This is a genomic window from Pseudomonas sp. 5P_5.1_Bac1 (assembly GCF_025466015.1).
Classification (GTDB): Bacteria; Pseudomonadota; Gammaproteobacteria; order Pseudomonadales; family Pseudomonadaceae; genus Aquipseudomonas.
Genome location: NZ_JANLNX010000011.1, coordinates 1 through 21,267 on the forward strand (window position 1 = coordinate 1; position 21,267 = coordinate 21,267).

Here is a 21,267-nt window from a genome sequence, read left to right on the forward strand (position 1 = left end):
ATCCCCGTAGGAGCGAGCTTGCTCGCGATCCGGCCGCACCTAACCGCCGCCCACCACCTTCATCGCCAACCGCTGCCGCGCGCTGTGCAGCATGTGCAAGGTGATCTTGCGCACTTCCGCCTTGCTCACTTCGATGTGCGCGCGCAGCAACTGGCAAGCCTGTTCGCCGCGACGCTGGAGGATCGCGTCGAGGATGTCGCCATGCTCCTCGTAGGTGGCGAACACCCGCGGCGACTGGGTGAAATCCAGGCGCCGGATGATGCGGATCTGCTCGGTCACCTCGCGGTGCACCCGGGCCATTTCCCGGTTGCCGGTGGCGGCTACCAGCGCGCAGTGGAATTCCTCGTCCAGGCGTGACACCGCGCGGCCATCCTGCAAACGCTGGCCCTCCTCGACCAGCCAGATGTTCACCAGATGTTCCAGGTGCCCGGCCAGTTCGACCTCCAGCCCGCACAGATGGCGAACCGAGGCCAGTTCCAGAACGATGCGCAGGTCATACAGCTCCTCGAACCGCGCGAAGTCGAACGGCCGGACCTGCCAGCCGCTGCGAAAATGCACTTCCAGGTAACCCTCGCGCTCCAGGTGGTAGAGTGCCTGGCGCACCGGCGTGCGGCTGACGGCCAGGCGCTTGGCAACATCGCCTTCGCTGAAGCGATCGCCCGGCAGCAGGCGGAATTCGAAAATGTCCTCCTTGAGCTGCTGGTAGATGCCTTCGGCGAGGTTTTCCGGCCGCTCCCGGGCGGCCTTTTTTTCAGGGGTGGGTAACATGATCAGACGTCCTCAAGCCACGGGATCCAGCAACAGCAATGCGTCGCCGGGCAGTACCGCCTTGCCCGGCTGGCAGCGCACGGCGCGCACCGTTCCGCTGACCGGCGCGAACACCGACAGCTCCATTTTCATCGCCTCCACGACCATCAACGGCGCCCCCGCTTCCACGGTCTGACCCGGCTGCACGAGGATTTTCCAGACGCTGCCGCACATGTCGGCGCTGACCACATGGGCATCGCCGTAGTCATCGGCGTCGTGCGGTGGACGGATCGCGGCGGTGGCCTCTTCATCATCCTGCTCGCGCCAACGGGCGATTTCCGCATTGAACGCCTGTTTCTGCCGCGCCTGGAAGTCGGTGATCTCCGCTTCATTGGCCTGGAGGAAACGCTGGTACTCAGCGAAGTCGAACACCGCGTCCTCGATGCGGATCTGCGCCCGGCCCTCGCGGAAGGCATCGCGGAAGGTGTCCAGTTCAGCCTCGCTGACCGGATAGAAGCGCACCTGGTCGAAGAAGTGCAGCAGCCACGGCTGGCCGTCCTTGAACTGGGCGTTGCGCGAAAAGCGGTTCCAGATCGGCAGGGTCCGCCCCACCAGTTGATAGCCGCCGGGAGAATCCATGCCGTAAATGCACATGTACATGCCGCCGATACCGACGGTGCCTTCGGCGGTGAAGGTCCGCGCCGGGCTGTATTTGGAACTGAGCAGACGATGGCGCGGGTCGAGCGGCACCGCGCACGGGGCGTCCAGATAAACATCGCCCAGGCCGAGAATCAGGTAGCTGGCGTCGAAGAGGATGTCGCGCACTTCCTCGCGGGTCGCCAGGCCGTTGGCGCGCTGGATGAAGTCGACATTGTTCGGCAGCCAGGGCGCTTCGCTGCGCACGGTTTCGCTGTAGCGCTGCACGGCGCCGAGGGTGGCGCTGTCCTCGAAGGCCATCGGCAGGTGGATGATCCGCGTGGGGATTTTCACCTCGTCGACGTCCGCCAGCCCGGCCTCCAGCTCCAGCAAATGCGCAATCAACGCCGACTGGTGCAGTTGCCGGCTGTTGTAGCGCAGTTGCAGCGAGCGCACGCCCGGCGCCAACTCTTCCAGACCGCGCAACGGTTTGGCCTTGAGCGCTTCCATCAACAGGTGGATACGCAGGCGCAGGGCCAGGTCGAGCACGTTGTCGCCGTATTCCACCAACACGTAGGCGTCGCCCGCCTGGCGGTAGGTGACGTGCGGGCGCTTGCCGCTGGCGGGCAGCTCGGCGAGCACCGTGGCGGACACCGTGGTGGCCGGTTGCAGGCTGGGCGCCGGCAGGGTCACCGCGGCAATCGCCGCCAGCGCCGCGATGCTGCCCAGTTGCGCCTGCTCCAGGCTCTGCGCCTGTTTGAAGCTGATCGGGTGGAACCGCACGGTGTCGCCGGGCTTGACCTGGCCGACCTTCCACAGCTCGGCCTTGGCGATGGTCACCGGGCAGACGAAACCGCCCAGGCTCGGGCCATCCTTGGTCAGGATCACCGGGAAGTCGCCGGTGAAGTTGATGGCGCCGATGGCGTATTCGCAATCGTGCACGTTCGACGGGTGCAGCCCCGCCTCGCCGCCGTCGGCCCGCGCCCAGCCCGGCTTGGGCCCGGAAAGGCGCACGCCGAGGCGATTGGAGTTGTAGTGCACTTCCCATTCGGCGGCGAAGAATGCCTCGATGGATGCTTCGGTGAAGAAGTCCGGCGCGCCGTGCGGGCCGTAGAGCACGCCGATCTGCCAGGTGCGGCCGTAGGCGGGAATCAGGCTGGCGTCCAGCGCCTGCGGCGGGCTCACCGGCGCCGGCGTGGTGCAGGCGGCCAGCTCGGGACGGGACACGCCGAGGATATCGCCGGGACGCAGGGTGCGCCCGGCATGACCGCCAAACTGGCCGAGGGCGAAGGTCGAGCGGCTGCCGAGATAGACCGGCACATCCAGGCCGTTGCGCACCGCCAGATAGGTGCGACAGCCACTGGCGGCGCGACCCAGCCTGAGCACTTGTCCGGCCTTGACCGCGATCGGCGCCCAATAGGCGATGCCCTCGCCGTCCAGGGTCGCCGGGCAATCGGCGCCGGTCAGGGCGATCAAGCCGTCGCTGTGGAAACGCAGGGTCGGTCCCTGCAAGGTGAATTCCAGACCCGCGGCGCTCTCGTGGTTGCCGACGATGCGGTTGGCCAGGCGAAAGGCGAAATCATCCATCGGCCCGGACGGCGGCACGCCGATGTCCCAGTAGCCGAGCCGGCCGGGAAAGTCCTGCACGCTGGAGTAGGTGCCTGGCTCCAGCACTTCGATGGCCTGCGGCTGATAGTCGAAGCTGTCGAGCAGCCGGGTCCAGACGTCGCCGCTGTGGAAACGCGGTGCGGCCACCACCTGGCGTAGGTAGTCGAGGTTGGTGGCGATGCCGTGCAGACGGGTCGCGGCCAGCGCCGCGGTCATGGCGGCGATCGCCTGCTCGCGGGTGTCGGCGTGAACGATCAGTTTGGCGATCATCGGGTCATAGAAGGCCGAAACCTCACTGCCGGTGCTGACCCAGGTATCGATTCGCACGTCCGCCGGAAAATGCACGTCGGTCAACACACCCGGGCTCGGCTGGAAGTTCTTCAGCGGATCTTCGGCGTACAGGCGCACCTCGATCGCCGCGCCTTGCGGTTGCCGCTGCAGCGCCGGCCAGTCCAGCGCCTCGCCGGCGGCGACCTGGAGCATGCATTCGATCAGGTCCAGGCCGGTGACCATTTCGGTCACCGGGTGCTCGACCTGCAGGCGCGTATTGACTTCCAGGAAGTAGAAATCGTCGCGGGCGGCGTCATAGATGAACTCGACCGTGCCGGCGCTGCGGTAGGCCACCGACTCGCCGAGCTTCACCGCGGCGGCATGCAGGCGCTCGCGGGTCGCCTGTGGCAGGTTCGGCGCCGGGGTTTCTTCCACCACTTTCTGGTTGCGCCGCTGCAACGAGCAGTCGCGCTCGCCGAGGGCCACCACGCGGCCCTGGCCGTCACCGAAAATCTGCACCTCGACATGCCGCGCCTGATCGACAAAGCACTCCAGGAACACCCCGGCATCACTGAAAAACTGCTCGCCCATGCGCTTGACGCTGTCGTAGGCGCTGGCCAGCGCGGCGGCGTCGGCGCAGCGGGTCAGGCCGATGCCGCCTCCGCCGGCGGTGGTTTTCAGCATCACCGGGTAACCGATGCGCTGCGCGGCCTGCAAGGCGTCGTCGAGGCTGTCGAGCAGCCCGGTGCCGGGCGCCATCGGCACGCCGGCCAGCGCCGCCAATTCACGGGCACGGTGCTTGAGGCCGAACTCGCGAATCTGCAACGCGGTCGGGCCGATAAAGGCGATGCCCTCGGCCTCGCAGGCCTCGGCGAACTCGGCGCTTTCCGAAAGAAAACCATAGCCCGGATAGATGGCCTGGGCGCCGCTCTCGCGAGCTGCTTGAAGAATGCGTTCGGCACGCAGGTAACTGTCGGCGGCTTTCTCGCCGCCCAGGGCGATGGCGAGGTCGGCATCGCGGACATGCTGGGCGTTGCGGTCGGCCTCGGAATACACCGCGACACTGCGCACCCCGAGTTTTTTCAAGGTGCGAATGGCACGGACGGCGATTTCGCCACGGTTGGCGATCAGGACGGTATGGAACATTGCGCTCTCTCCTTAAGCGGGTTTGCGGCTGGCGACAAAAGCGCGCCATCCGGCAAAGGCAGTGATGTCCTCGGCGCTTTCCAGCGCCCAGGCTTCGCAGATGAATCCTTTCACCCAGCGACCGTCGTTCAGCTGCACATTGCCGATGCCCAAGGGTAGTGGAATCTCCGCGACGAACTCGCCGAAGCGCGCCAGCGGGATATCCCAGACCTCGACGATGATCGAACTTCCGCTGCCATCGGCGCTGCGCGCCAGGCCCGGCTTGGGCGGCACGGTGCCGGGCAGCGCGTACAGGCGGTAGTCGGCGCTGGTCAGGGTTTGCTCCACCAGCACCGCGTCGCGGGTCAGCAACTGGAAATTCAGCGGCATGCCGGTGAGGTGAGCGCCCACCACCGCCAGGCGCACGCAACCCGGCGCCTGCATCACCGGCGCAGCGGGCGGCAAGGCACGACCGGTGGCGCCGAGCGGCAACGCCAGCGCCTGTTGCCAGCGCTTGCCCAACGAAGCCAGCGCGTGGTCGTGCCAGGCCGGGGCAATCAGGGTGATGCCCGCGGGCAGGCCGTCGTCGCGCAAGCCGGCGGGCAGCGCCAGGGCGCTGAGGTCGGCGAGGTTGGTGAAATTGGTGTAGGTGCCGAACTGGCTGTTGAACAGCACCGGCTCGGCCTGCATCTCGTCCAGCGTGCGCAGGGTCGGCGAGGTCGGCACCACCAGCGCATCGAAGCCGTCCAGCGCCAGCTCGATGGCGCGGCTCAGCCCCGCCCGCGCGTACTCGGCACGGAAGGCATCACAGGCGCTGAAGCCGAGGCCGCTCTCGACGATGCCACGCACCACCGGGTTGATCGCCTCGGGCGCCGCCGCCAGCATCGCCGACACCGCCACCGTGCGCTCCGCGACCCAAGGGCCTTGGTAAAGCTGGCTGGCCAGTTCACGGAACGGCGCGAAATCAACGGTCACCAGTTCCGCACCGAGTTCGCGCAGGCGCTCAAGCGAACGCTGGTAGACCGCCTGGTTGCCGTGGTCGCCGAAAAATTCCAGGCTGTCCGGCACCGCCAGGCGTGGCGTCGCGCCGATCGCCACGGGCGCCGTGCCGGGATTGCGCCGGGAGTAGGCGTCACCCGCGTCAAAGCCGCCAGCGACGGTCAGCACCCGCTCGGCATCCGCCACGGTCAGGGCGAAGATCGAGATGCAGTCCAGGGTGCGGCATGCCGGCACCAGCCCCTTGTTCGACAGCAGGCCCTTGGTCGGCTTCAGTCCGACGATATTGTTGAACCCCGCCGGCACCCGGCCCGAGCCCGCGGTGTCGGTGCCCAGCGAAAACGCCACCAGCCCGCGCGCCACCACCGACGCCGAGCCGGAACTGGAGCCGCCGCTGACGTAGGCCGGATCGAAGCTGTTGGGCACGGCGCCATAGGGCGAGCGGGTGCCCACCAGGCCGGTGGCGAACTGGTCCAGGTTGGTCTTGCCCAGCAACACCGCGCCGGCCGCCTGCAGACGGGCGACGACGGTGGCGTCTTCGCCGGCGACATAGGCGAACTCGGGGCACGCGGCAGTGGTCGGCCAGCCGGCGGCATCGATGTTGTCCTTGACCGCGAAGGGCACGCCGTACAGCGGCAGCTTGGTCAGATCACCGTCCACCGCCGCCCGCTGCGCAGCCAGGCCGGCGAGACGCGCACTCAAATGCTCCGGCGAAATCCGGGTGATCCACGCCGGGTCGCTGTCGGGGAACTGTTGCAGCAGTTCGAAAAGAAAGTCCGGGGTCAGGTCGCCGCTTGCGTAAGCGTGCTGCCAATCACCGAGAGTCCAGCCGAGGGTTCGCAGAGGAAGGGATTGCATGGGGGTACTCCATCTTGTATCCAAGTTTGGATTCGCTGGAGCAAAGGTCGGGCCAAGTGAAGTAATGGCTTTCAGATCAAGGTGTTAACTCAACAATGGCTGTAGGAAAGATCCTCATGCTGCTGCAGGGTGGTGCGGGGTGCTTGGTTGTGGTGCTGACAGGACCGCCGCGCGGTCTTTGGCGACGGTTCGGGGCGAAGAGCCGCAAAACGGTGCCGAACCCGCACTACCCCAAACCGCCCCGCCCCCGTAGAATGCGCTCCTTTTTTTCCTGGGGCAGAACGCCATGAGCTCAATCGAACAAGGTCCCGGCGCACCGGCGCAGGCCAATGAACTGGTGCTTGGCCTGGAAGACCGGCCACGCCTGTTGATCGGCCTGCTGGCCGCGCTGCAGCACCTGCTGGCGATCATCGTGCCGATCGTCACCCCGGGGCTGCTGATCTGTCAGGCGCTGGGCGTGTCGGCCCGCGATACCAACCTGATCGTGTCGATGTCGCTGGTCATCTCCGGCATCGCCACCTTCGTCCAGTGCCGCCGCTTCGGGCCGTTCGGCGCCGGGCTGCTGATCGTGCAGGGCACCAGCTTCAACTTCGTCGGCCCGCTGATCGCCGGCGGCGCGCTGATGGTCAAGCAAGGCACGCCGGTGGAAGCAGTGATGGCGGCGATCTTCGGCGTGGTCATCGCCGGTTCGTTCGTGGAAATGGGCATCTCGCGCATCCTGCCGTTCGTCAAACGCCTGATCACCCCGCTGGTCACCGGCATCGTCGTGCTGATGATCGGCCTGACCCTGATCAAGGTCGGCCTGATCAGCATGGGCGGCGGTTTCGCCGCGATGGGCAACGGCACCTTCGCCAACGGCGAGAACCTGCTGCTGTCCGGCGTGGTGCTGGCGATCATCGTCGTACTCAACCGCATTCCGCTGGTGTGGATGCGCAGTTGCGCCATCGTCATCGCCCTGGCCGTCGGCTATGCCCTGGCCGGCTACCTGGGCCGCCTGGATTTCACCGGCATGCACGAAGCGGCGCTGTTCCAGGTGCCGGTCCCGCTGCATTTCGGCCTCGGCTTCTCCTGGGCGCTGTTCATCCCGATGCTGGTGATCTACCTGGTCACGTCGCTGGAAGCCATCGGTGACGTCACCGCCACCAGCAAGGTCTCGCGCCAGCCGGTGGAAGGCCCGCTGTGGATGCAGCGGATCAAGGGCGGCGTGCTGGTCAACGGCGCCAACTCGCTGCTGGCGGGCGTGTTCAACACCTTCCCCAGCTCGATCTTCGCGCAGAACAACGGCGTGATTCAGCTCACCGGCATCGCCAGCCGCCATATCGGTGTGTGGATCGCCCTGATGCTGGTGGTGCTGGGCCTGTTCCCGGCGGTCGCCGGGGTGATCCAGGCCGTTCCGGAGCCGGTGCTCGGCGGCGCTGCCATGGTGATGTTCGGCGCGGTCGCGGCCTCGGGGATCAATATCCTCGCCAGCACCAGCCTCGACCGCCGCGCCCTGCTGATCATCGCCGTGTCCCTGGCGCTGGGCCTGGGCGTGGCGCAGGTGCCGGAGTTCCTCGCGCACATGCCGTCGGCGCTGCGCAACGTGCTGGAATCCGGCGTCGCCACCGGCGGTATCTGCGCACTGGTGCTGAACTGGTTCCTCCCGGAAGCCCGTCGCGAAGACTGAAGCACGCGTCCGCGACGCCAAAGCCCGCAGCCTGCTGCGGGCTTTTTGTTTTATCATTCCCGCAGTTTTTTCCCACAGAGCCTGCCATGAAGTTCGCCATCGCAGTTTTTTCCCCAGGCCACGCGCCCTCCTCGCGCCGGGCCCTGCTCTTCGCCCAGGCGGCCCTGGCCGGCGGGCACGAGATTGTCCGGTTGTTCTTCTACCAGGACGGCGTGCACAGCGCCTCGGCCAACGTGGTCACGCCGCAGGACGAAGCCGATATCCCCGCGCAGTGGCGCGCCTTCGTCAGCGACCATCAGCTCGACGCCGTGGTCTGCATCGCCGCCGCCCTGCGCCGTGGCGTGCTGAATGAAGAAGAAGCCACGCGCTACCAACGCCCGGCGGTGAACCTGCCAGCGCCGTGGGAACTGTCCGGCCTCGGCCAGTTGCACGAAGCCGCGCAAACCGCCGACCGTCTGGTCTGCTTCGGAGGTGATTGAAATGGCCAAGTCCCTGCTGATCATCAGCCGCCAGGCACCGTGGAGTGGCCCATCGGCCCGCGAAGCGCTGGATATCGCCCTGGCCGGCGGCGCCTTCGACCTGCCGCTAGGCATGCTGTTTCTCGATGACGGTGTGTTCCAGCTCGCCGCCGCTCAACAACCGGCGTTGCTGCAACAGAAGAACCTCGCGGCCAACCTCCAGGCGCTGCCGATGTTCGGCGTCGAAGAACTGTTCGCCGCCGCCAGCAGCCTGCGCGAGCGCGGCCTGGCCGCCGAGGGCCTGAGCCTGCCGGTGGAGGTGCTGGATGACATGGCCCTCGCCGCGCTGATCGACCGTTTTGACCAGGTGGTAACCCTCTGATGAGCACCCTGCACGTCATTTCCCATTCGCCCTTCAGCGACAACCGTCTCTACAGTTGCCTGCGCCTGCTGGGCCCCCACGATGGCCTGCTGCTGTGCGGCGACGCGGTCTACGCGCTGCAACCCGGCAGCGCGCCGCTTGAGGGGTTGCGCACCCTCGGCCCGCGCCTCTACGTCCTCGAAGAAGACCTGCAGGCCCGCGCCATCACCGAGAGTCCGGCCACCGCCGTCGACTACCCGGGCTTCGTCGCGCTGTCCTTGAACTACGACAAGGTCAATAGCTGGCTATGAACACCCTTACCGTCAACGGCCGCGACATCGCCCTGGACAAGGATGGCTATCTGGTCGATTTGAGCGACTGGTCCGAGGACGTCGCCCAGGCCCTGGCCGCCCGCGAGTCGCTGGAACTGAGCGCCGATCACTGGGAAGTGCTGACGCTGCTGCGCCAGTTCTACCAGGAGTTCGAGCTGTCGCCGGCGACCCGTCCGCTGATCAAGTACACCGCTCTCAAGCTCGGCGTGGAAAAAGGCAACAGCCTGCACCTCAACCGCCTCTTCAACGGCACTCCCGCCAAACTCGCCGCCAAGCTGGCGGGCCTGCCCAAGCCGACCAATTGCATATGAATTCACCACTCCCGCTCGTTACCGAAACCCCGGAAGAACACCCCTTCGCCCAGTTCGTGCGCATCCTCGGCAAGGGCAAGCGCGGCGCCCGCGGCCTGACCCGCGAGGAAGCCCGCGAGGCCATGGGCCTGCTGCTCGACGGCAAGGTCGAGGACACCCAGCTCGGCGCCTTCCTGATGCTGCTGCGGCACAAGGAAGAAAGCCCGGAAGAACTCGCCGGCTTCACCGAAGCCCTGCGCCAGCGCCTGAATGCCCCGGCCATCGCCGTCGATATCGACTGGCCAAGCTACGCCGGCAAGAAGCGTCACCTGCCCTGGTACCTGCTGGCAGCGCGCTGCCTGGCGATCAATGACGTGCGCATCCTGATGCACGGCGGCGGCGCACATACCGCCGGGCGCCTGTATACCGAGCAGGTGCTGGATCTGGTCGGTATTCCGTTGTGCCGCAACTGGGGCGAAGTCGAGACGGCCCTTGAACAGCACAACCTCGCCTTCTTCCCGTTGCAGGACTGGGCGCCGGGCCTGCAACGCATGATCGACCTGCGCAACACCCTCGGCCTGCGCTCGCCGATCCACTCTCTGGCGCGGGTGCTCAATCCGCTGGGTGCGCGCTGCGGCCTGCAGAGCATCTTCCATCCCGGTTACCAGGCGGTGCACCGCGAAGCCAGTCGCTTGCTCGGTGACCGCGCCATAGTGGTCAAGGGCGACGGCGGCGAGATCGAGATCAACCCGGATGCCACCAGCCATCTCTACGGCACTGCCGACAGCGCGGACTGGGACGAGGAATGGCCGCAGATGTCGGAGCAGCGCCATGTGAAGCCGGCCAGCCTGGAGCCGGATCATTTGCTTCGGGTCTGGTGTGGTGAGGCCAGCGACAGTTATGGCGAGATGGCGGTGGTCGCGACCATGGCCCTGGCCCTGCGTGGCCTGGGCCACAGCCGGGACGACGCCTTCGCCAAAGCCCGTGAATACTGGGCAACGCGCCTGGCCTGATAACAACCCATCGAATCCATCGATCAAAAACCCGGGATCTTTGCGCTATTTGTTCGAACTGAAGTCCGTAGACTGGGCTCCAACTTCTATACGAATTGCCAAGGAGCCCCCTCATGGGCCTGTTGATCGATGGACGCTGGCACGACCAGTGGTACAAAAGCAGCAAGGACGGCGCCTTCGAACGCGAAAACGCCCAGCGCCGCAACGCCCTGCCCGCCGCCGAGGCCGGGCGTTATCACCTCTATGTGTCGCTGGCCTGTCCGTGGGCGCATCGCACCCTGATCCTGCGCAAGCTCAAGGGCCTGGAAAGCCTCATCGACGTCTCGGTGGTCAGTTGGCTGATGGGCGAACAGGGCTGGACCTTCGACCAGAGCCAGGGCTCCACCGGCGACAAACTCGACGGCCTCGACTTCCTGCACCAGCGTTACACCCGCGACGACCCGAACTACACCGGCCGCGTCACCGTGCCGGTGCTGTGGGACAAGCAGGAGCAGCGCATCGTCAACAACGAGTCGTCGCAGATCATCCGCATCTTCAACAGCGACTTCGATGAACTCACCGGCAATCGCCTGGACCTCTACCCCGAACCGCTGCGGGCGAAGATCGACGCGCTCAACGAACGGATTTACCCGGCGGTCAACAACGGCGTCTACCGCGCAGGCTTCGCCACCTCGCAGGCGGCCTACGAAGAAGCGTTCGATGCCTTGTTCGCGGAGCTGGATGCGTTGGAGCAGCTACTGGACGGGCAGCGTTACCTGGCCGGGGAATACCTGACCGAGGCCGATGTGCGCCTTTTCACCACGGTCGTCCGGTTCGACGCGGTGTACCACGGCCACTTCAAATGCAACCTGCGGCGCATCGAGGATTACCCGAACCTGAGCAACTGGCTGCGAGAGCTGTATCAATGGCCGGGCGTGGCCGAGACGGTGGATATGGAGCATATCCAGCGCCACTACTACATGAGCCACAAGACGATTAACCCAAACGGCATCGTGCCCAAAGGGCCGTTGCAAGACTTTGGGCGGGCGCATGATCGGGAAAGGCTGGTTGGGCGGGGGATCTGGAGGAAGACCGGCGTCTGAATGATATTTGGGTCGCTGTGCGGCCTTCGCGAGCAAGCTCGCTCCTACAGGAAGGCATCACCAACCGTGTAGGAGCGAGCTTGCTCGCGATGGCCCAAAAACGACTAGCCCTGAGCCCCTTCGAACCACTTCAGCTTGTCCCGCAACTGCACCACCTCCCCAACGATCACCAGCGTCGGCGCATGAACCTCATGCTCCGCCACCAGTTGCGGCAGGTCTGCCAGGGTGCCGGTGAAGACCCGCTGGTTCTTGGTGGTGCCCTGCTGGACCAGCGCCGCCGGCGTATCCGCCGCGCGACCGTGACGAATCAGCTCGGCGCAAATGGTCGGCAAGCCGACCAGCCCCATGTAGAACACCAGGGTCTGGGCCGGCGCGACCAGATCATCCCAAGGCAGATTGCTGGTGCCGTCCTTGAGGTGGCCGGTCACGAAACGCACCGATTGGGCATAGTCGCGATGGGTCAGCGGAATCCCGGCATACGCCGAGCAACCACTGGCCGCCGTGATCCCGGGCACCACCTGAAACGGAATGCCCTGCTCCGCCAACTCCTCGATTTCCTCGCCTCCGCGACCGAAGATGAACGGGTCGCCGCCTTTCAAGCGCAGCACCCGCTTGCCCTGACGGGCCAGGTCCACCAGTTGCTGGTTGATCTGATCCTGCGGTACGGAGTGATCGGCGCGGCGCTTGCCGACATAGATACGCTCGGCATCACGCCGGCACATCTCGATGATCGCCGGAGCAACCAGACGGTCGTAAAGCACCACATCGGCTTGTTGCATCAGGCGTAGCGCGCGGAAGGTCAGCAGGTCCGGATCACCCGGGCCGGCACCGACCAGATACACCTCGCCAGCATTCTGCTGGGTAGCGCCATCCACCTTGGCCTGCAACAGGCGTTCGGCTTCGGCGCCCTGCCCGGCCAGTTGCCGCTCGGCGATCGGGCCCTGGAACACTTCTTCCCAGAAACCGCGACGCTGATTGACGTCCGGGTAGAGCCCCTTGACCCGCTCGCGAAAACGCGCGGCCAGACCGGCAAGCTCACCATAGGCGGCAGGAATCCAGGTCTCCAGACGGGCGCGGATCAACCGCGCCAGTACCGGGGCGTCGCCGCCACTGGACACTGCGACCACCAGCGGCGAACGGTCGACGATAGCCGGGAAGATCACCGAGCACAGCGCCGGCGCGTCCACCACGTTGACCGGTACGCAACGACGCCGCGCATCCGCTGAAACCTGGGCGTTGAGCGCCGGGTCGTCGGTGGCGGCGATGATCAGTTGGCAGTCATCCAGATCGCTTTCCTGATAGCCGCGGTCCAGGGTCTGGCCTCCACTGTGCCGAGCCAGCTCGGCCAGTTGCCCTTCGATCTCGGGCGCGACCACGCGCAGCTTGGCCCCGGCATCGGCCAGCAGGCGAGATTTGCGCAAGGCAATCTCACCGCCACCCACCACCAGCACCTGACTGCCACGCAAATTGTGGAACAGCGGCAAAAACTCCATTTAGCCGATGACCTCGAGGCCACCCATGTACGGCTTGAGGACTTCTGGCACACGGATGGTGCCGTCGGCCTGCTGGTAATTCTCCAGCACCGCGACCAGGGTACGGCCAACCGCCAGGCCCGAACCGTTGAGGGTGTGCACCAGCTCCGGCTTGCCGGTTTCCGGGTTGCGCCAGCGGGCCTGCATGCGGCGCGCCTGGAAGTCGCCACAGTTGGAGCACGAGGAAATCTCGCGGTACTTGTCCTGGCTCGGCACCCAGACTTCCAGGTCGTAGGTTTTCACCGCGCTGAAGCCCATGTCGCCGGTGCACAGCGCCAGCACGCGGTACGGCAGCTCCAGCGCCTGCAGCACGGCCTCGGCGTTGCGGGTCAGGCCTTCCAGGGCTTCCATCGACGCGCTCGGCTCGACGATCTGGACCATCTCGACCTTGTCGAACTGGTGCTGGCGGATCATGCCGCGGGTGTCACGGCCCGACGCACCGGCTTCGCTGCGGAAGCACGGGGTGTGGGCGACGAACTTGATCGGCAGTTGCTTGGCGTCGACGATCTCGCCAGCGACGATGTTGGTCAGCGACACTTCGGCGGTCGGGATCAGGTAGAAATCGGCCTCGCCTTCGCGGCTGATCTTGAACAGATCTTCCTCGAACTTCGGCAACTGGCCGGTGCCTTGCAGCGCCGGCGCCTGAACCAGGTACGGGGTGTAGGCCTCTTCGTAACCGTGCTCGTTGATGTGCAGGTTGATCATGAACTGCGCGAGGGCGCGATGCAGGCGGGCAATCGGGCCACGCAGCAGGGCGAAGCGCGCGCCGGACAGCTTGGCGGCGGTCTCGAAGTCCAGGTAGCCGTCGCGCTCGCCGAGGGCAACGTGGTCCTGGATCGGGAAGTCGAACGCGCGCGGAGTACCCCAGCGACGCACTTCGACGTTGCCGTCTTCATCCGCGCCCACCGGGACGCTGGCGTCCGGCAGGTTGGGCAGGGTCAGCAGGATCTGGTCCAGCTCGGACTGGATCGCGTCCAGCTCGACCTTGCCGGCGGCCAGTTCGCCCGCCATGCGCTCGACGTCCGCCATCAGCGGCGCGATGTCCTCGCCCTTGGCCTTGGCCTGGCCGATGGACTTGGAACGGGCGTTACGCTCGGCCTGCAGTTGTTCGGTCCGGGTCTGCACCGTCTTGCGGCGCTCTTCCAGGGACTCGATGCGCGCGACATCCAGGCTGAAGCCACGGGAGGCCAGGCGGTCCGCCACTTCCTGAAGTTGGCCGCGTAACAGTTTGGAATCGAGCATATCGTTCTCTCGTTATGTAGGTGTGGTTCAGATTCGGGTCAATGCCAGGCCGGCCCAAGTCGCGAGCAGGCCGCCCAGCACGCTGGCCGCGGCATAGCCGAAGGCCAACGGCGCCTGCCCGCTTTCGAGCAGGCGCACGGTATCCAGTGAAAAAGATGAAAACGTGGTCAGGCCGCCGAGGAACCCGACGATCAGGCCGGCACGCAGCTCGACCGGCACGAACGGGCGGTGCAGAAAAAGCCCGTAGAGCAGGCCGATCAGCAGACAGCCGATCAGATTGACCGCCAGCGTACCGAGATAAAAGTGGCGAGGCCAGTGGGCGTTGACCCAGTTGGCAGCGGCAAAACGCAGCAGTGTACCGGCAATCCCCCCGGCGCTGACGGCGGCAACGAGTGCAATCACGGTTTTCTCCGCTGCCGGGGACTGGTCCGGTCAAGCTCGGCCAGGTGCTTGAGCTTCTCGCCGATCTTCAGTTCCAGGCCCCGCGGCACCGGCTGGTAATACTGGCGCGGCTCGAGTTCGTCGGGGAAATAGTCTTCGCCTGCGGCATAAGCGTCCGGCTCGTCATGGGCGTAGCGGTACTCCTCGCCGTAGCCCAGTTGTTTCATCAGCTTGGTCGGGGCATTGCGCAAATGCAGCGGCACTTCCAGCGAACCGTGCTCGGCGGCTTCGCGCAGCGCGGTCTTGAAGCCCATGTACACGGCGTTGCTCTTCGGCGCGCAGGCGAGGTAGGTGATGGCCTGGGCCACCGCCAGCTCGCCTTCCGGGCTGCCGAGCCGCTCTTGCACGTCCCAGGCCGACAGGCACAGGCTCAGGGCTCGCGGGTCGGCGTTGCCGATGTCTTCGCTGGCCATGCGCACCACGCGCCGGGCCAGGTACAGCGGGTCGCAGCCGCCGTCGAGCATCCGCGCAAACCAGTACAACGCCGCATCCGGGTTGGAGCCGCGGATGGATTTGTGCAAGGCCGAGATCTGGTCGTAGAACGCTTCGCCGCCCTTGTCGAAACGCCGACGGCTGTCACCCAGCAGGCTTTGCAGCAGATCGACGCCGATCTCGCCGCCGTCTTCGGCCAGGTCCGAGGCGTTTTCGAGGAAGTTGAGCAGGCGCCGGCCATCACCATCGGCGGCGGCAAGCAGCATCTTGAACGCCTCATCGCCGAGGCTCAGGTTGCGCTTGCCCAGTCCGCGCTCCTCGGTCAACGCACGCTGCGCCAGACGACGCAGGGCTTCTTCATCGAGGCTTTTGAGCACATACACCCGTGCCCGCGACAGCAGCGCGTTGTTCAGCTCGAAAGAGGGGTTTTCGGTGGTCGCACCGATGAAAATCAGCGTGCCATCTTCGACATAGGGCAGGAACGCATCCTGCTGGGACTTGTTGAAACGGTGCACTTCATCGACGAAGAGGATGGTCCGTCGCCCGTACTGGGCCGCCTGCTGCTTGGCGATTTCCACCGCATGGCGGATTTCCTTGACCCCGGCGAGGACCGCCGACACCGTTTCGAAATGCGCATCGCAGAACTGCGCCAGCAACCGCGCCAGGGTCGTCTTGCCGACGCCGGGCGGGCCCCAGAAAATCATCGAATGCAGCGCGCCCTGCTCCAGTGCCTCGCGCAGCGGCTTGCCGCGCGCCAGCAGGTGCTGCTGACCGACGTATTCATCCAGATTGAGCGCGCGCATGCGCGCGGCCAAGGGCTGGGATACCGGTTCACTGCGAAACAGGTCCATGGACGGCTGTACGACCTCTTACTCTTTGATCACATCCGCGCCAGCGGGGATGTCGAACTTGAACTTGCTGGCCGGTACCGGCTCGTTGGCCTTGACGCCGTTGAACAGGATATTGGTGCGCGAGCCGGTGGTGTCGACCAGTTGCATGTCATTCACCAGGCCGCGACGGAAGGACAGGCGCAGGGAATCGAACAGGCTGTCCTTGGTTTTCGGCTTGAGGGTGAAATCCATGACCTCGCCCTGCTCCTTCGAGGTGATATCGAAGCTCTGGCTGATCTTGGAAATATCACCGGAAAGCAACAGGGCCGGGGTCTGGGTCAGGCGCTCGTCCAGTTTCTTGACGGTGGCCTGCTCCAGGTCCGGGTCCCACAGGGTAACGTTCTTGCCATCGGACACCACCACCTGCTCCTGCGGCGCGTCGGTGTGCCAGTAGAACAGGCCCGGACGCTGGACCACCATCTGCCCGGCGGTTTCCTGCAACTGGGTGCCGCCGGCATCGAGGGTCAGCTGGGAGAAACGAGCTTCGATGGTCTTCGAGTTGTTCAACAACTGGCTCAGGCGAGCCACATCCGCCTCGGCGGCAAAGGCCGAAACGCTGGACAGGCTCAAAGCGGAAATCAACATCATGCGAATCAGGCGCATGGCAATCCTCGTTGCAGAATGAATGAACCGGCGGGCATCGCTGCCCGCCGGCTGAATGGGGTATCAGTCCCGCGAAGGTCCCGGTGCGAGGACTTCACGTGAGCCGTTGGTGTTCATGGCGGTGACCACACCGGCCATTTCCATCGCCTCGATCATCCGCGCGGCGCGGTTGTAGCCGATCTTCAGCTTGCGCTGTACTGCGGAAATCGACGCGCGGCGGCTCTCCAGAACGAACTGCACGGCTTCGTCGTAGAGCGCATCGGTCTCGGCGTCGTCGCCGCCATCGCCACCGCCGCCGCCATCGAAGCCGCTGCCGGCCTCTTCGACGCCGCTGAGAATGTCTTCGTTGTAGTCCGGCGCGCCACGCAGTTTCCAGGCTTCAACCACGCGATGCACCTCGTCGTCGGAGACGAAGGCGCCGTGCACGCGAATCGGCAGGCTGGTGCCCGGCGGCATGTAGAGCATGTCACCGTGACCGAGCAGTTGCTCGGCGCCCCCCTGGTCGATGATGGTCCGCGAGTCGATCTTGCTGGAGACCTGGAACGCCATGCGGGTCGGGATGTTGGCCTTGATCAGACCGGTGATGACGTCCACCGACGGCCGCTGGGTCGCGAGAATCAGGTGGATACCAGCAGCACGCGCCTTCTGAGCGATCCGGGCGATCAGCTCTTCGACCTTCTTGCCGACGATCATCATCATGTCGGCGAACTCGTCCACCACCACCACGATGGTTGGCAGCGTCTTCAGCAGCGGCGGCACGTCGTCCATGCTCTCGCGGCGGAACATCGGGTCGTAGATCGGCTCGCCGGCTTCCTCGGCGTCCTTCACCTTGCGGTTGAAGCCCGCGAGGTTACGCACGCCCATGGCCGCCATCAGCTTGTAGCGCCGTTCCATCTCGGCAACGCTCCAGCGCAGGGCGTTGGCGGCGTCCTTCATGTCGGTGACCACCGGGCACAGCAGGTGCGGAATGCCTTCGTAGATCGACAGTTCGAGCATCTTCGGGTCGATCATGATCAGCTTGGCGTCTTCCGGGCCCGACTTGAACAAGATCGACAGGATCATCGCGTTCACACCGACCGACTTACCGGAACCGGTGGTACCGGCTACCAGCAGGTGCGGCATCTTCGCCAGGTCAGTGATCACCGGCTTGCCGCCGATGTCGTGCCCCAGGGCCATGGTGACCGGCGACTTGGCCTCGTCGTACTGCGGCGACGACAGCACTTCGGAGAAGCGCACGATCTGCCGGTCTTCGTTGGGGATTTCGATACCGACGGTGGTCTTGCCGGGAATCACCTCGACCACCCGCACACTGGTTACCGCCAGCGAGCGCGCAAGGTCCTTGGCGAGGTTAGCGATACGGCTGACCTTGACCCCGGCCGCCGGCTGGATTTCGTAACGGGTGATCACCGGCCCCGGATGAATCGAGTCCACCGAGACTTCCACACCGAATTCCTTCAGCTTGATTTCCAGCAGATGACCGACGGCCGCCAGGGATTCGGGCGAGCGGTTGACCTGCTTCTTCTCGGCGGGATCGAGAATGGAGATCGGCGGCAGCGTACCTTCCACGGCGCTGTCGACGAACAGCGGCGCCTGCTTCTCTTTCTGCACGCGCTTGCTCGGTTCCGGCGCCGGAGCTGCGGCCGGCATGATGATTGGCGGGGCTTTCTGCTCGCGCTCGGCCACATGTTTGGTAAGGGCCTGATCGCGCTCAATGATGCGTTCGCGGGCTTTTACCTGCTCGCGGCGATCGGGGACGGTGGGGGCAACCACGTCATGGACCTGCTCGTCGACCTCGCGCAGTTGCGCAACCAGTTGCTTGCGTTCGTTGCGGGCGGTCCACCAGCGATTGGCGGCGCCCTGGATAAGTTCGAAGAGGTCGAGGGTGATCTTGCCGGTGATGTCCATCACCTTGAACCACGACAGGTCGGTGAACACCGTCAGGCCGAACAGGAACAAGGCGATGAACATCAGGGTGCTGCCCTGCACGTTCAGCGCGTTCTTGGCCAAGTCACCGAGGCTTTCGCCCAGCGCACCGCCCGCCGAGGCCGGCAGGCTGGGTGCGGAATGGAAATGAATGTGCGCCAGCGCGGCGCCGGACAGCACCAGGAACACCAGGCCGATCAGCCGCCAGGAGAACAGCCAGCCGCTCCACTGCCAGGGCTGGTGGCGCTCGCGGAAGATCTGCCAGGTCTTGATCGCCAGCAGCAGCGGGAAGATGTAGGCGAAATAACCCAGCACCATGAACAGGACGTCGGCAAAGAAGGCGCCTGCACGGCCAGCGGCGTTCTGCACCTGATCGACGTTGCTGGTATGGCTGAAGCCCGGGTCGGCCTGGTCGTAGGTCAGCAAAGCCATCCACAGGTAAAGGCACAAGGCGCCCATGGCAATCAGGGCACCTTCCTTGAGCCTGTAATGCAACTGCTGGCGCCAGAGCGGCTCGGGATTGGGTGTTGCTGTGGGTTTCTTCAAAACTGGTCTATTCCTGCGCTTTTTGCGCGTCCAACCGTGATTGACCAACGGGCGCGGTCAACAAATCACTACTTTTAACATTACTGCCGACCTATCGCTATCGCGGCTCGGCGGATCGAACAGTCAGGCGGGTCAATTTCCCATGCAACAATTTGAGCACGCATTTTCTTTTGTGACAAAGGCTTATGCGGGGTTTTTGCGTAGTTGGGACAACTGCCCCCTGGTTAAGTTGCGCAAGAAGCAATTCGCCATCAGTTGCACAGGGCAAAAGCCTCTACCGTGCTTGTTCGAGAAGGCGCCGGCAGGCTTGTCCCGCGGGGCTTTTTCGGGTCATGCTGGGCGCCCTCCCCTTCCCTCGGCGGCGTGACCGAATAACGATGCTGACCTGGCTCAACCGCAACACCCTGGACTTCCCTCCTCTGGAAAAAGCCCTGCGGGAACCCAACGGCCTGCTCGCCGCCGGCGGCGACCTGCACCCCGAACGCCTGGTGCAAGCCTATCGCCACGGCTGCTTTCCCTGGTATCAGGATGGCCAGCCGATCCTCTGGTGGTCGCCGGACCCTCGCACCGTGCTGTTTCCCGACGAGTTGCACGTGTCCCGCTCGCTGCGCAAGTTCATGCGCCAGGCGCGCTATGAGGTCAGTTTCGATCAGGACTTCAGCGCAGTAATCCAGGCCTGCGCCGCGCCGCGCAGCTACGCCGACGGCACCTGGATCACCGACAACATGCAGGCGGCTTATGTCGAGCTGCATCGCCAGGGCCTCGCGCACTCCGTGGAGGTGCGCCAGGACAGCGAACTGGTGGGCGGGCTCTATGGCCTGGCGATGGGCCGGCTGTTTTTTGGCGAATCCATGTTCAGCCGGGCCGACAACGCGTCCAAGGTCGGTTTCGTGACATTGGTCGAACACCTGCGTGAGGCGGGGTTCGTCCTCATCGACTGCCAGATGCCGACCGAGCACCTGCACAGCCTTGGCGCACGCGCCATCGCCCGTGCGACCTTCGCCGATTATCTGCGCCAGTACCTGGACCAGCCCAATCGCGCCACCTGGATCTGCCAGCGAGCCGTTTGCTAGGCGAGTTTTCAGAGCTGGCTTACACTTAGAAAAAACACCTGCCGAGGGGTTGATCATGACTGAGTTGGCGCGGTTGAAGTTCTATGCCACTCAACCCCATGCCTGCAGCTACCTGCCTGACGAGCAAGCCACCACGCTGTTTCTCGATCCGAGCCAGCCGATGGACGCCAACGTCTACGCGGACCTGTCGGAAATGGGCTTTCGCCGCAGCGGCGACCACCTGTACCGGCCCCATTGCCAGAATTGCAATGCCTGCGTACCGGCACGCATCCCGGCTGCGCGCTTTACCCCCAATCGCCAGCAGAAACGCATCATCAAGCGCAACGCCGACCTGGTGGTGAGCCCCGCCCGCCCTTCGTTCAACGAAGAGTACTTCGACCTCTACCGACGCTACATCGAGCAGCGCCATGCTGACGGTGACATGTACCCTCCCAGTCGCGACCAGTTCTCGACCTTTCTGGTCCGGGACCTGCCATTCTCCCGTTTCTACGAGTTCCGCCTGGACGGCAAACTGGTCGCTATCGCGGTGACCGACCTGCTGCCCAACGGACTTTCGGCGGTCTACACCTTCTACGAACCTACAGAAGAACGCCGCAGCCTCGGCCGTTATGCCATCCTGTGGCAGATCGGCGAAACCCTGCGCCTTGGTCTCGATGCCGTTTACCTTGGCTACTGGATCAAGAACTGCAAAAAAATGAACTACAAGACCCAATACCGCCCTATTGAACTGCTGATCAACCAGCGCTGGGTCACCCTGAACTGAAAACCTTGGCTTGACCTCCATTTTTCGGGCACAATGCACGCCACTTTTTGTAGCTGGGTACTTCTGTGCCGGGCCATAACTGAACACCGAGGGCTTTACTGCATGTCGAAAGAAGACAGCTTCGAAATGGAAGGCACTGTCGTCGACACCCTGCCCAACACCATGTTCCGCGTGGAGTTGGAAAACGGGCACGTCGTAACCGCGCACATCTCCGGAAAGATGCGCAAGAACTACATTCGTATCCTTACTGGTGACAAGGTCCGCGTCGAGCTGACGCCTTACGACCTCAGCAAAGGCCGCATCACCTACCGCGCCCGCTAAAGTCGATACGAAAAAAGCCCGGCAATCGCCGGGCTTTTTTTCGTGTCGAACAAAACAGT

19 protein-coding genes are annotated in these 21,267 nt (G+C 64.8%); 10 read left to right on the forward strand and 9 right to left on the reverse strand.

Translation table 11 applies throughout. The annotated features are described in order from the left end of the window. Nucleotides 1-39: 39 nt before the first annotated feature. Genes NTD82_RS01970 through atzF form a run of 3 tightly spaced genes read right to left on the reverse strand, consistent with a single transcriptional unit; the run spans nt 40 to nt 6,240 of the window. Nucleotides 40-768, reverse strand: coding sequence for a GntR family transcriptional regulator (locus tag NTD82_RS01970; protein WP_262127579.1), 729 nt, complete (start codon nt 766-768; stop codon nt 40-42). A 12-nt stretch (nt 769-780) separates the two neighbouring features. Further along, the gene (uca, locus tag NTD82_RS01975; RefSeq protein WP_262127581.1) at nt 781-4,407 is read right to left on the reverse strand and encodes an urea carboxylase; all 3,627 of its coding nucleotides are present in this window, start codon (nt 4,405-4,407) and stop codon (nt 781-783) included. Between the two features lie 12 nt (nt 4,408-4,419). After that, a complete protein-coding gene (gene atzF, locus NTD82_RS01980; protein ID WP_262127583.1) occupies nt 4,420-6,240 on the reverse strand; it encodes an allophanate hydrolase in 1,821 nt (606 codons plus the stop codon). 286 nt (nt 6,241-6,526) lie between these two features. Here atzF and NTD82_RS01985 point away from each other — a divergent pair, with 286 nt between their 5' ends. The 7 genes from NTD82_RS01985 (at nt 6,527) to NTD82_RS02015 (ending at nt 11,442) form a co-directional block, all read left to right on the forward strand. Next, the gene (locus NTD82_RS01985) at nt 6,527-7,906 is read left to right on the forward strand and encodes a nucleobase:cation symporter-2 family protein (protein ID WP_262127585.1); all 1,380 of its coding nucleotides are present in this window, start codon (nt 6,527-6,529) and stop codon (nt 7,904-7,906) included. Nucleotides 7,907-7,992: 86 nt separating this feature from the next. Continuing rightward, complete coding sequence (gene tusD, locus NTD82_RS01990) at nt 7,993-8,385, forward strand: sulfurtransferase complex subunit TusD (protein ID WP_095157318.1); 393 nt, start codon at nt 7,993-7,995, stop codon at nt 8,383-8,385. A 1-nt stretch (nt 8,386) separates the two neighbouring features. Then, a complete protein-coding gene (gene tusC, locus NTD82_RS01995; protein WP_095157316.1) occupies nt 8,387-8,746 on the forward strand; it encodes a sulfurtransferase complex subunit TusC in 360 nt (119 codons plus the stop codon). After that, on the forward strand, nt 8,746-9,036 hold the full coding sequence (gene tusB, locus NTD82_RS02000) for a sulfurtransferase complex subunit TusB (protein ID WP_175649589.1): 291 nt from the start codon (nt 8,746-8,748) through the stop codon (nt 9,034-9,036). Before tusC ends, tusB begins: the two co-directional genes overlap by 1 nt. Then, the gene (locus NTD82_RS02005; RefSeq protein WP_262127587.1) at nt 9,033-9,368 is read left to right on the forward strand and encodes a TusE/DsrC/DsvC family sulfur relay protein; all 336 of its coding nucleotides are present in this window, start codon (nt 9,033-9,035) and stop codon (nt 9,366-9,368) included. Before tusB ends, NTD82_RS02005 begins: the two co-directional genes overlap by 4 nt. Next, a complete protein-coding gene (locus NTD82_RS02010; RefSeq protein WP_262127589.1) occupies nt 9,365-10,360 on the forward strand; it encodes a glycosyl transferase family protein in 996 nt (331 codons plus the stop codon). The genes NTD82_RS02005 and NTD82_RS02010 overlap by 4 nt, the downstream gene beginning before the upstream one ends. Nucleotides 10,361-10,473: 113 nt before the next feature. After that, nucleotides 10,474-11,442, forward strand: a complete 969-nt coding sequence (locus NTD82_RS02015) for a glutathione S-transferase family protein (protein WP_262127590.1) — start codon at nt 10,474-10,476, stop codon at nt 11,440-11,442. 104 nt (nt 11,443-11,546) lie between these two features. On the opposite strand, the gene cysG is transcribed toward NTD82_RS02015, so the two are convergent. From cysG to ftsK, 6 genes are all read right to left on the reverse strand, one after another. Further along, the gene (gene cysG, locus NTD82_RS02020; protein WP_262127592.1) at nt 11,547-12,935 is read right to left on the reverse strand and encodes a siroheme synthase CysG; all 1,389 of its coding nucleotides are present in this window, start codon (nt 12,933-12,935) and stop codon (nt 11,547-11,549) included. Continuing rightward, nucleotides 12,936-14,216, reverse strand: coding sequence for a serine--tRNA ligase (serS, locus tag NTD82_RS02025; RefSeq protein ID WP_262127593.1), 1,281 nt, complete (start codon nt 14,214-14,216; stop codon nt 12,936-12,938). It abuts the gene before it with no gap. A gap of 27 nt (nt 14,217-14,243) precedes the next feature. Next, a complete protein-coding gene (gene crcB, locus NTD82_RS02030; RefSeq protein WP_095157302.1) occupies nt 14,244-14,618 on the reverse strand; it encodes a fluoride efflux transporter CrcB in 375 nt (124 codons plus the stop codon). Next, a complete protein-coding gene (locus NTD82_RS02035; RefSeq protein ID WP_095157300.1) occupies nt 14,615-15,940 on the reverse strand; it encodes a replication-associated recombination protein A in 1,326 nt (441 codons plus the stop codon). The genes crcB and NTD82_RS02035 overlap by 4 nt, the downstream gene beginning before the upstream one ends. An 18-nt stretch (nt 15,941-15,958) precedes the next feature. After that, entirely contained in the window at nt 15,959-16,582 is a 624-nt protein-coding gene (gene lolA, locus NTD82_RS02040; protein WP_262127594.1) for an outer membrane lipoprotein chaperone LolA, read from the reverse strand. Between the two features lie 63 nt (nt 16,583-16,645). Continuing rightward, complete coding sequence (gene ftsK, locus NTD82_RS02045) at nt 16,646-19,051, reverse strand: DNA translocase FtsK (protein WP_175649583.1); 2,406 nt, start codon at nt 19,049-19,051, stop codon at nt 16,646-16,648. 377 nt (nt 19,052-19,428) lie between these two features. Here ftsK and aat point away from each other — a divergent pair, with 377 nt between their 5' ends. From aat to infA, 3 genes are all read left to right on the forward strand, one after another. After that, nucleotides 19,429-20,124: a leucyl/phenylalanyl-tRNA--protein transferase gene (gene aat, locus NTD82_RS02050; protein WP_262127595.1), complete on the forward strand. Its 696-nt coding sequence runs from the start codon at nt 19,429-19,431 to the stop codon at nt 20,122-20,124. 55 nt (nt 20,125-20,179) lie between these two features. Beyond that, nucleotides 20,180-20,887, forward strand: a complete 708-nt coding sequence (locus NTD82_RS02055) for an arginyltransferase (RefSeq protein WP_110972431.1) — start codon at nt 20,180-20,182, stop codon at nt 20,885-20,887. Between the two features lie 102 nt (nt 20,888-20,989). Further along, the gene (infA, locus tag NTD82_RS02060; protein WP_002553999.1) at nt 20,990-21,208 is read left to right on the forward strand and encodes a translation initiation factor IF-1; all 219 of its coding nucleotides are present in this window, start codon (nt 20,990-20,992) and stop codon (nt 21,206-21,208) included. Nucleotides 21,209-21,267 lie beyond the last annotated feature (59 nt).

Excerpts from the sequence above, each read along its gene's own strand:
- NTD82_RS01970 (WP_262127579.1), bottom strand. The coding sequence starts at position 768 with ATGTTACCCACCCCTGAAAAAAAGGCCGCCCGGGAGCGGCCGGAAAAC.
- lolA (WP_262127594.1), bottom strand. The coding sequence starts at position 16,582 with ATGCGCCTGATTCGCATGATGTTGATTTCCGCTTTGAGCCTGTCCAGC.
- NTD82_RS02010 (WP_262127589.1), top strand. The coding sequence starts at position 9,365 with ATGAATTCACCACTCCCGCTCGTTACCGAAACCCCGGAAGAACACCCC.
- NTD82_RS02035 (WP_095157300.1), bottom strand. The coding sequence starts at position 15,940 with ATGGACCTGTTTCGCAGTGAACCGGTATCCCAGCCCTTGGCCGCGCGC.
- NTD82_RS02015 (WP_262127590.1), top strand. The coding sequence starts at position 10,474 with ATGGGCCTGTTGATCGATGGACGCTGGCACGACCAGTGGTACAAAAGC.
- tusC (WP_095157316.1), top strand. The coding sequence starts at position 8,387 with ATGGCCAAGTCCCTGCTGATCATCAGCCGCCAGGCACCGTGGAGTGGC.
- NTD82_RS01985 (WP_262127585.1), top strand. The coding sequence starts at position 6,527 with ATGAGCTCAATCGAACAAGGTCCCGGCGCACCGGCGCAGGCCAATGAA.
- uca (WP_262127581.1), bottom strand. The coding sequence starts at position 4,407 with ATGTTCCATACCGTCCTGATCGCCAACCGTGGCGAAATCGCCGTCCGT.
- aat (WP_262127595.1), top strand. The coding sequence starts at position 19,429 with ATGCTGACCTGGCTCAACCGCAACACCCTGGACTTCCCTCCTCTGGAA.
- cysG (WP_262127592.1), bottom strand. The coding sequence starts at position 12,935 with ATGGAGTTTTTGCCGCTGTTCCACAATTTGCGTGGCAGTCAGGTGCTG.
- NTD82_RS02055 (WP_110972431.1), top strand. The coding sequence starts at position 20,180 with ATGACTGAGTTGGCGCGGTTGAAGTTCTATGCCACTCAACCCCATGCC.
- atzF (WP_262127583.1), bottom strand. The coding sequence starts at position 6,240 with ATGCAATCCCTTCCTCTGCGAACCCTCGGCTGGACTCTCGGTGATTGG.
- infA (WP_002553999.1), top strand. The coding sequence starts at position 20,990 with ATGTCGAAAGAAGACAGCTTCGAAATGGAAGGCACTGTCGTCGACACC.
- tusB (WP_175649589.1), top strand. The coding sequence starts at position 8,746 with ATGAGCACCCTGCACGTCATTTCCCATTCGCCCTTCAGCGACAACCGT.
- tusD (WP_095157318.1), top strand. The coding sequence starts at position 7,993 with ATGAAGTTCGCCATCGCAGTTTTTTCCCCAGGCCACGCGCCCTCCTCG.
- NTD82_RS02005 (WP_262127587.1), top strand. The coding sequence starts at position 9,033 with ATGAACACCCTTACCGTCAACGGCCGCGACATCGCCCTGGACAAGGAT.
- serS (WP_262127593.1), bottom strand. The coding sequence starts at position 14,216 with ATGCTCGATTCCAAACTGTTACGCGGCCAACTTCAGGAAGTGGCGGAC.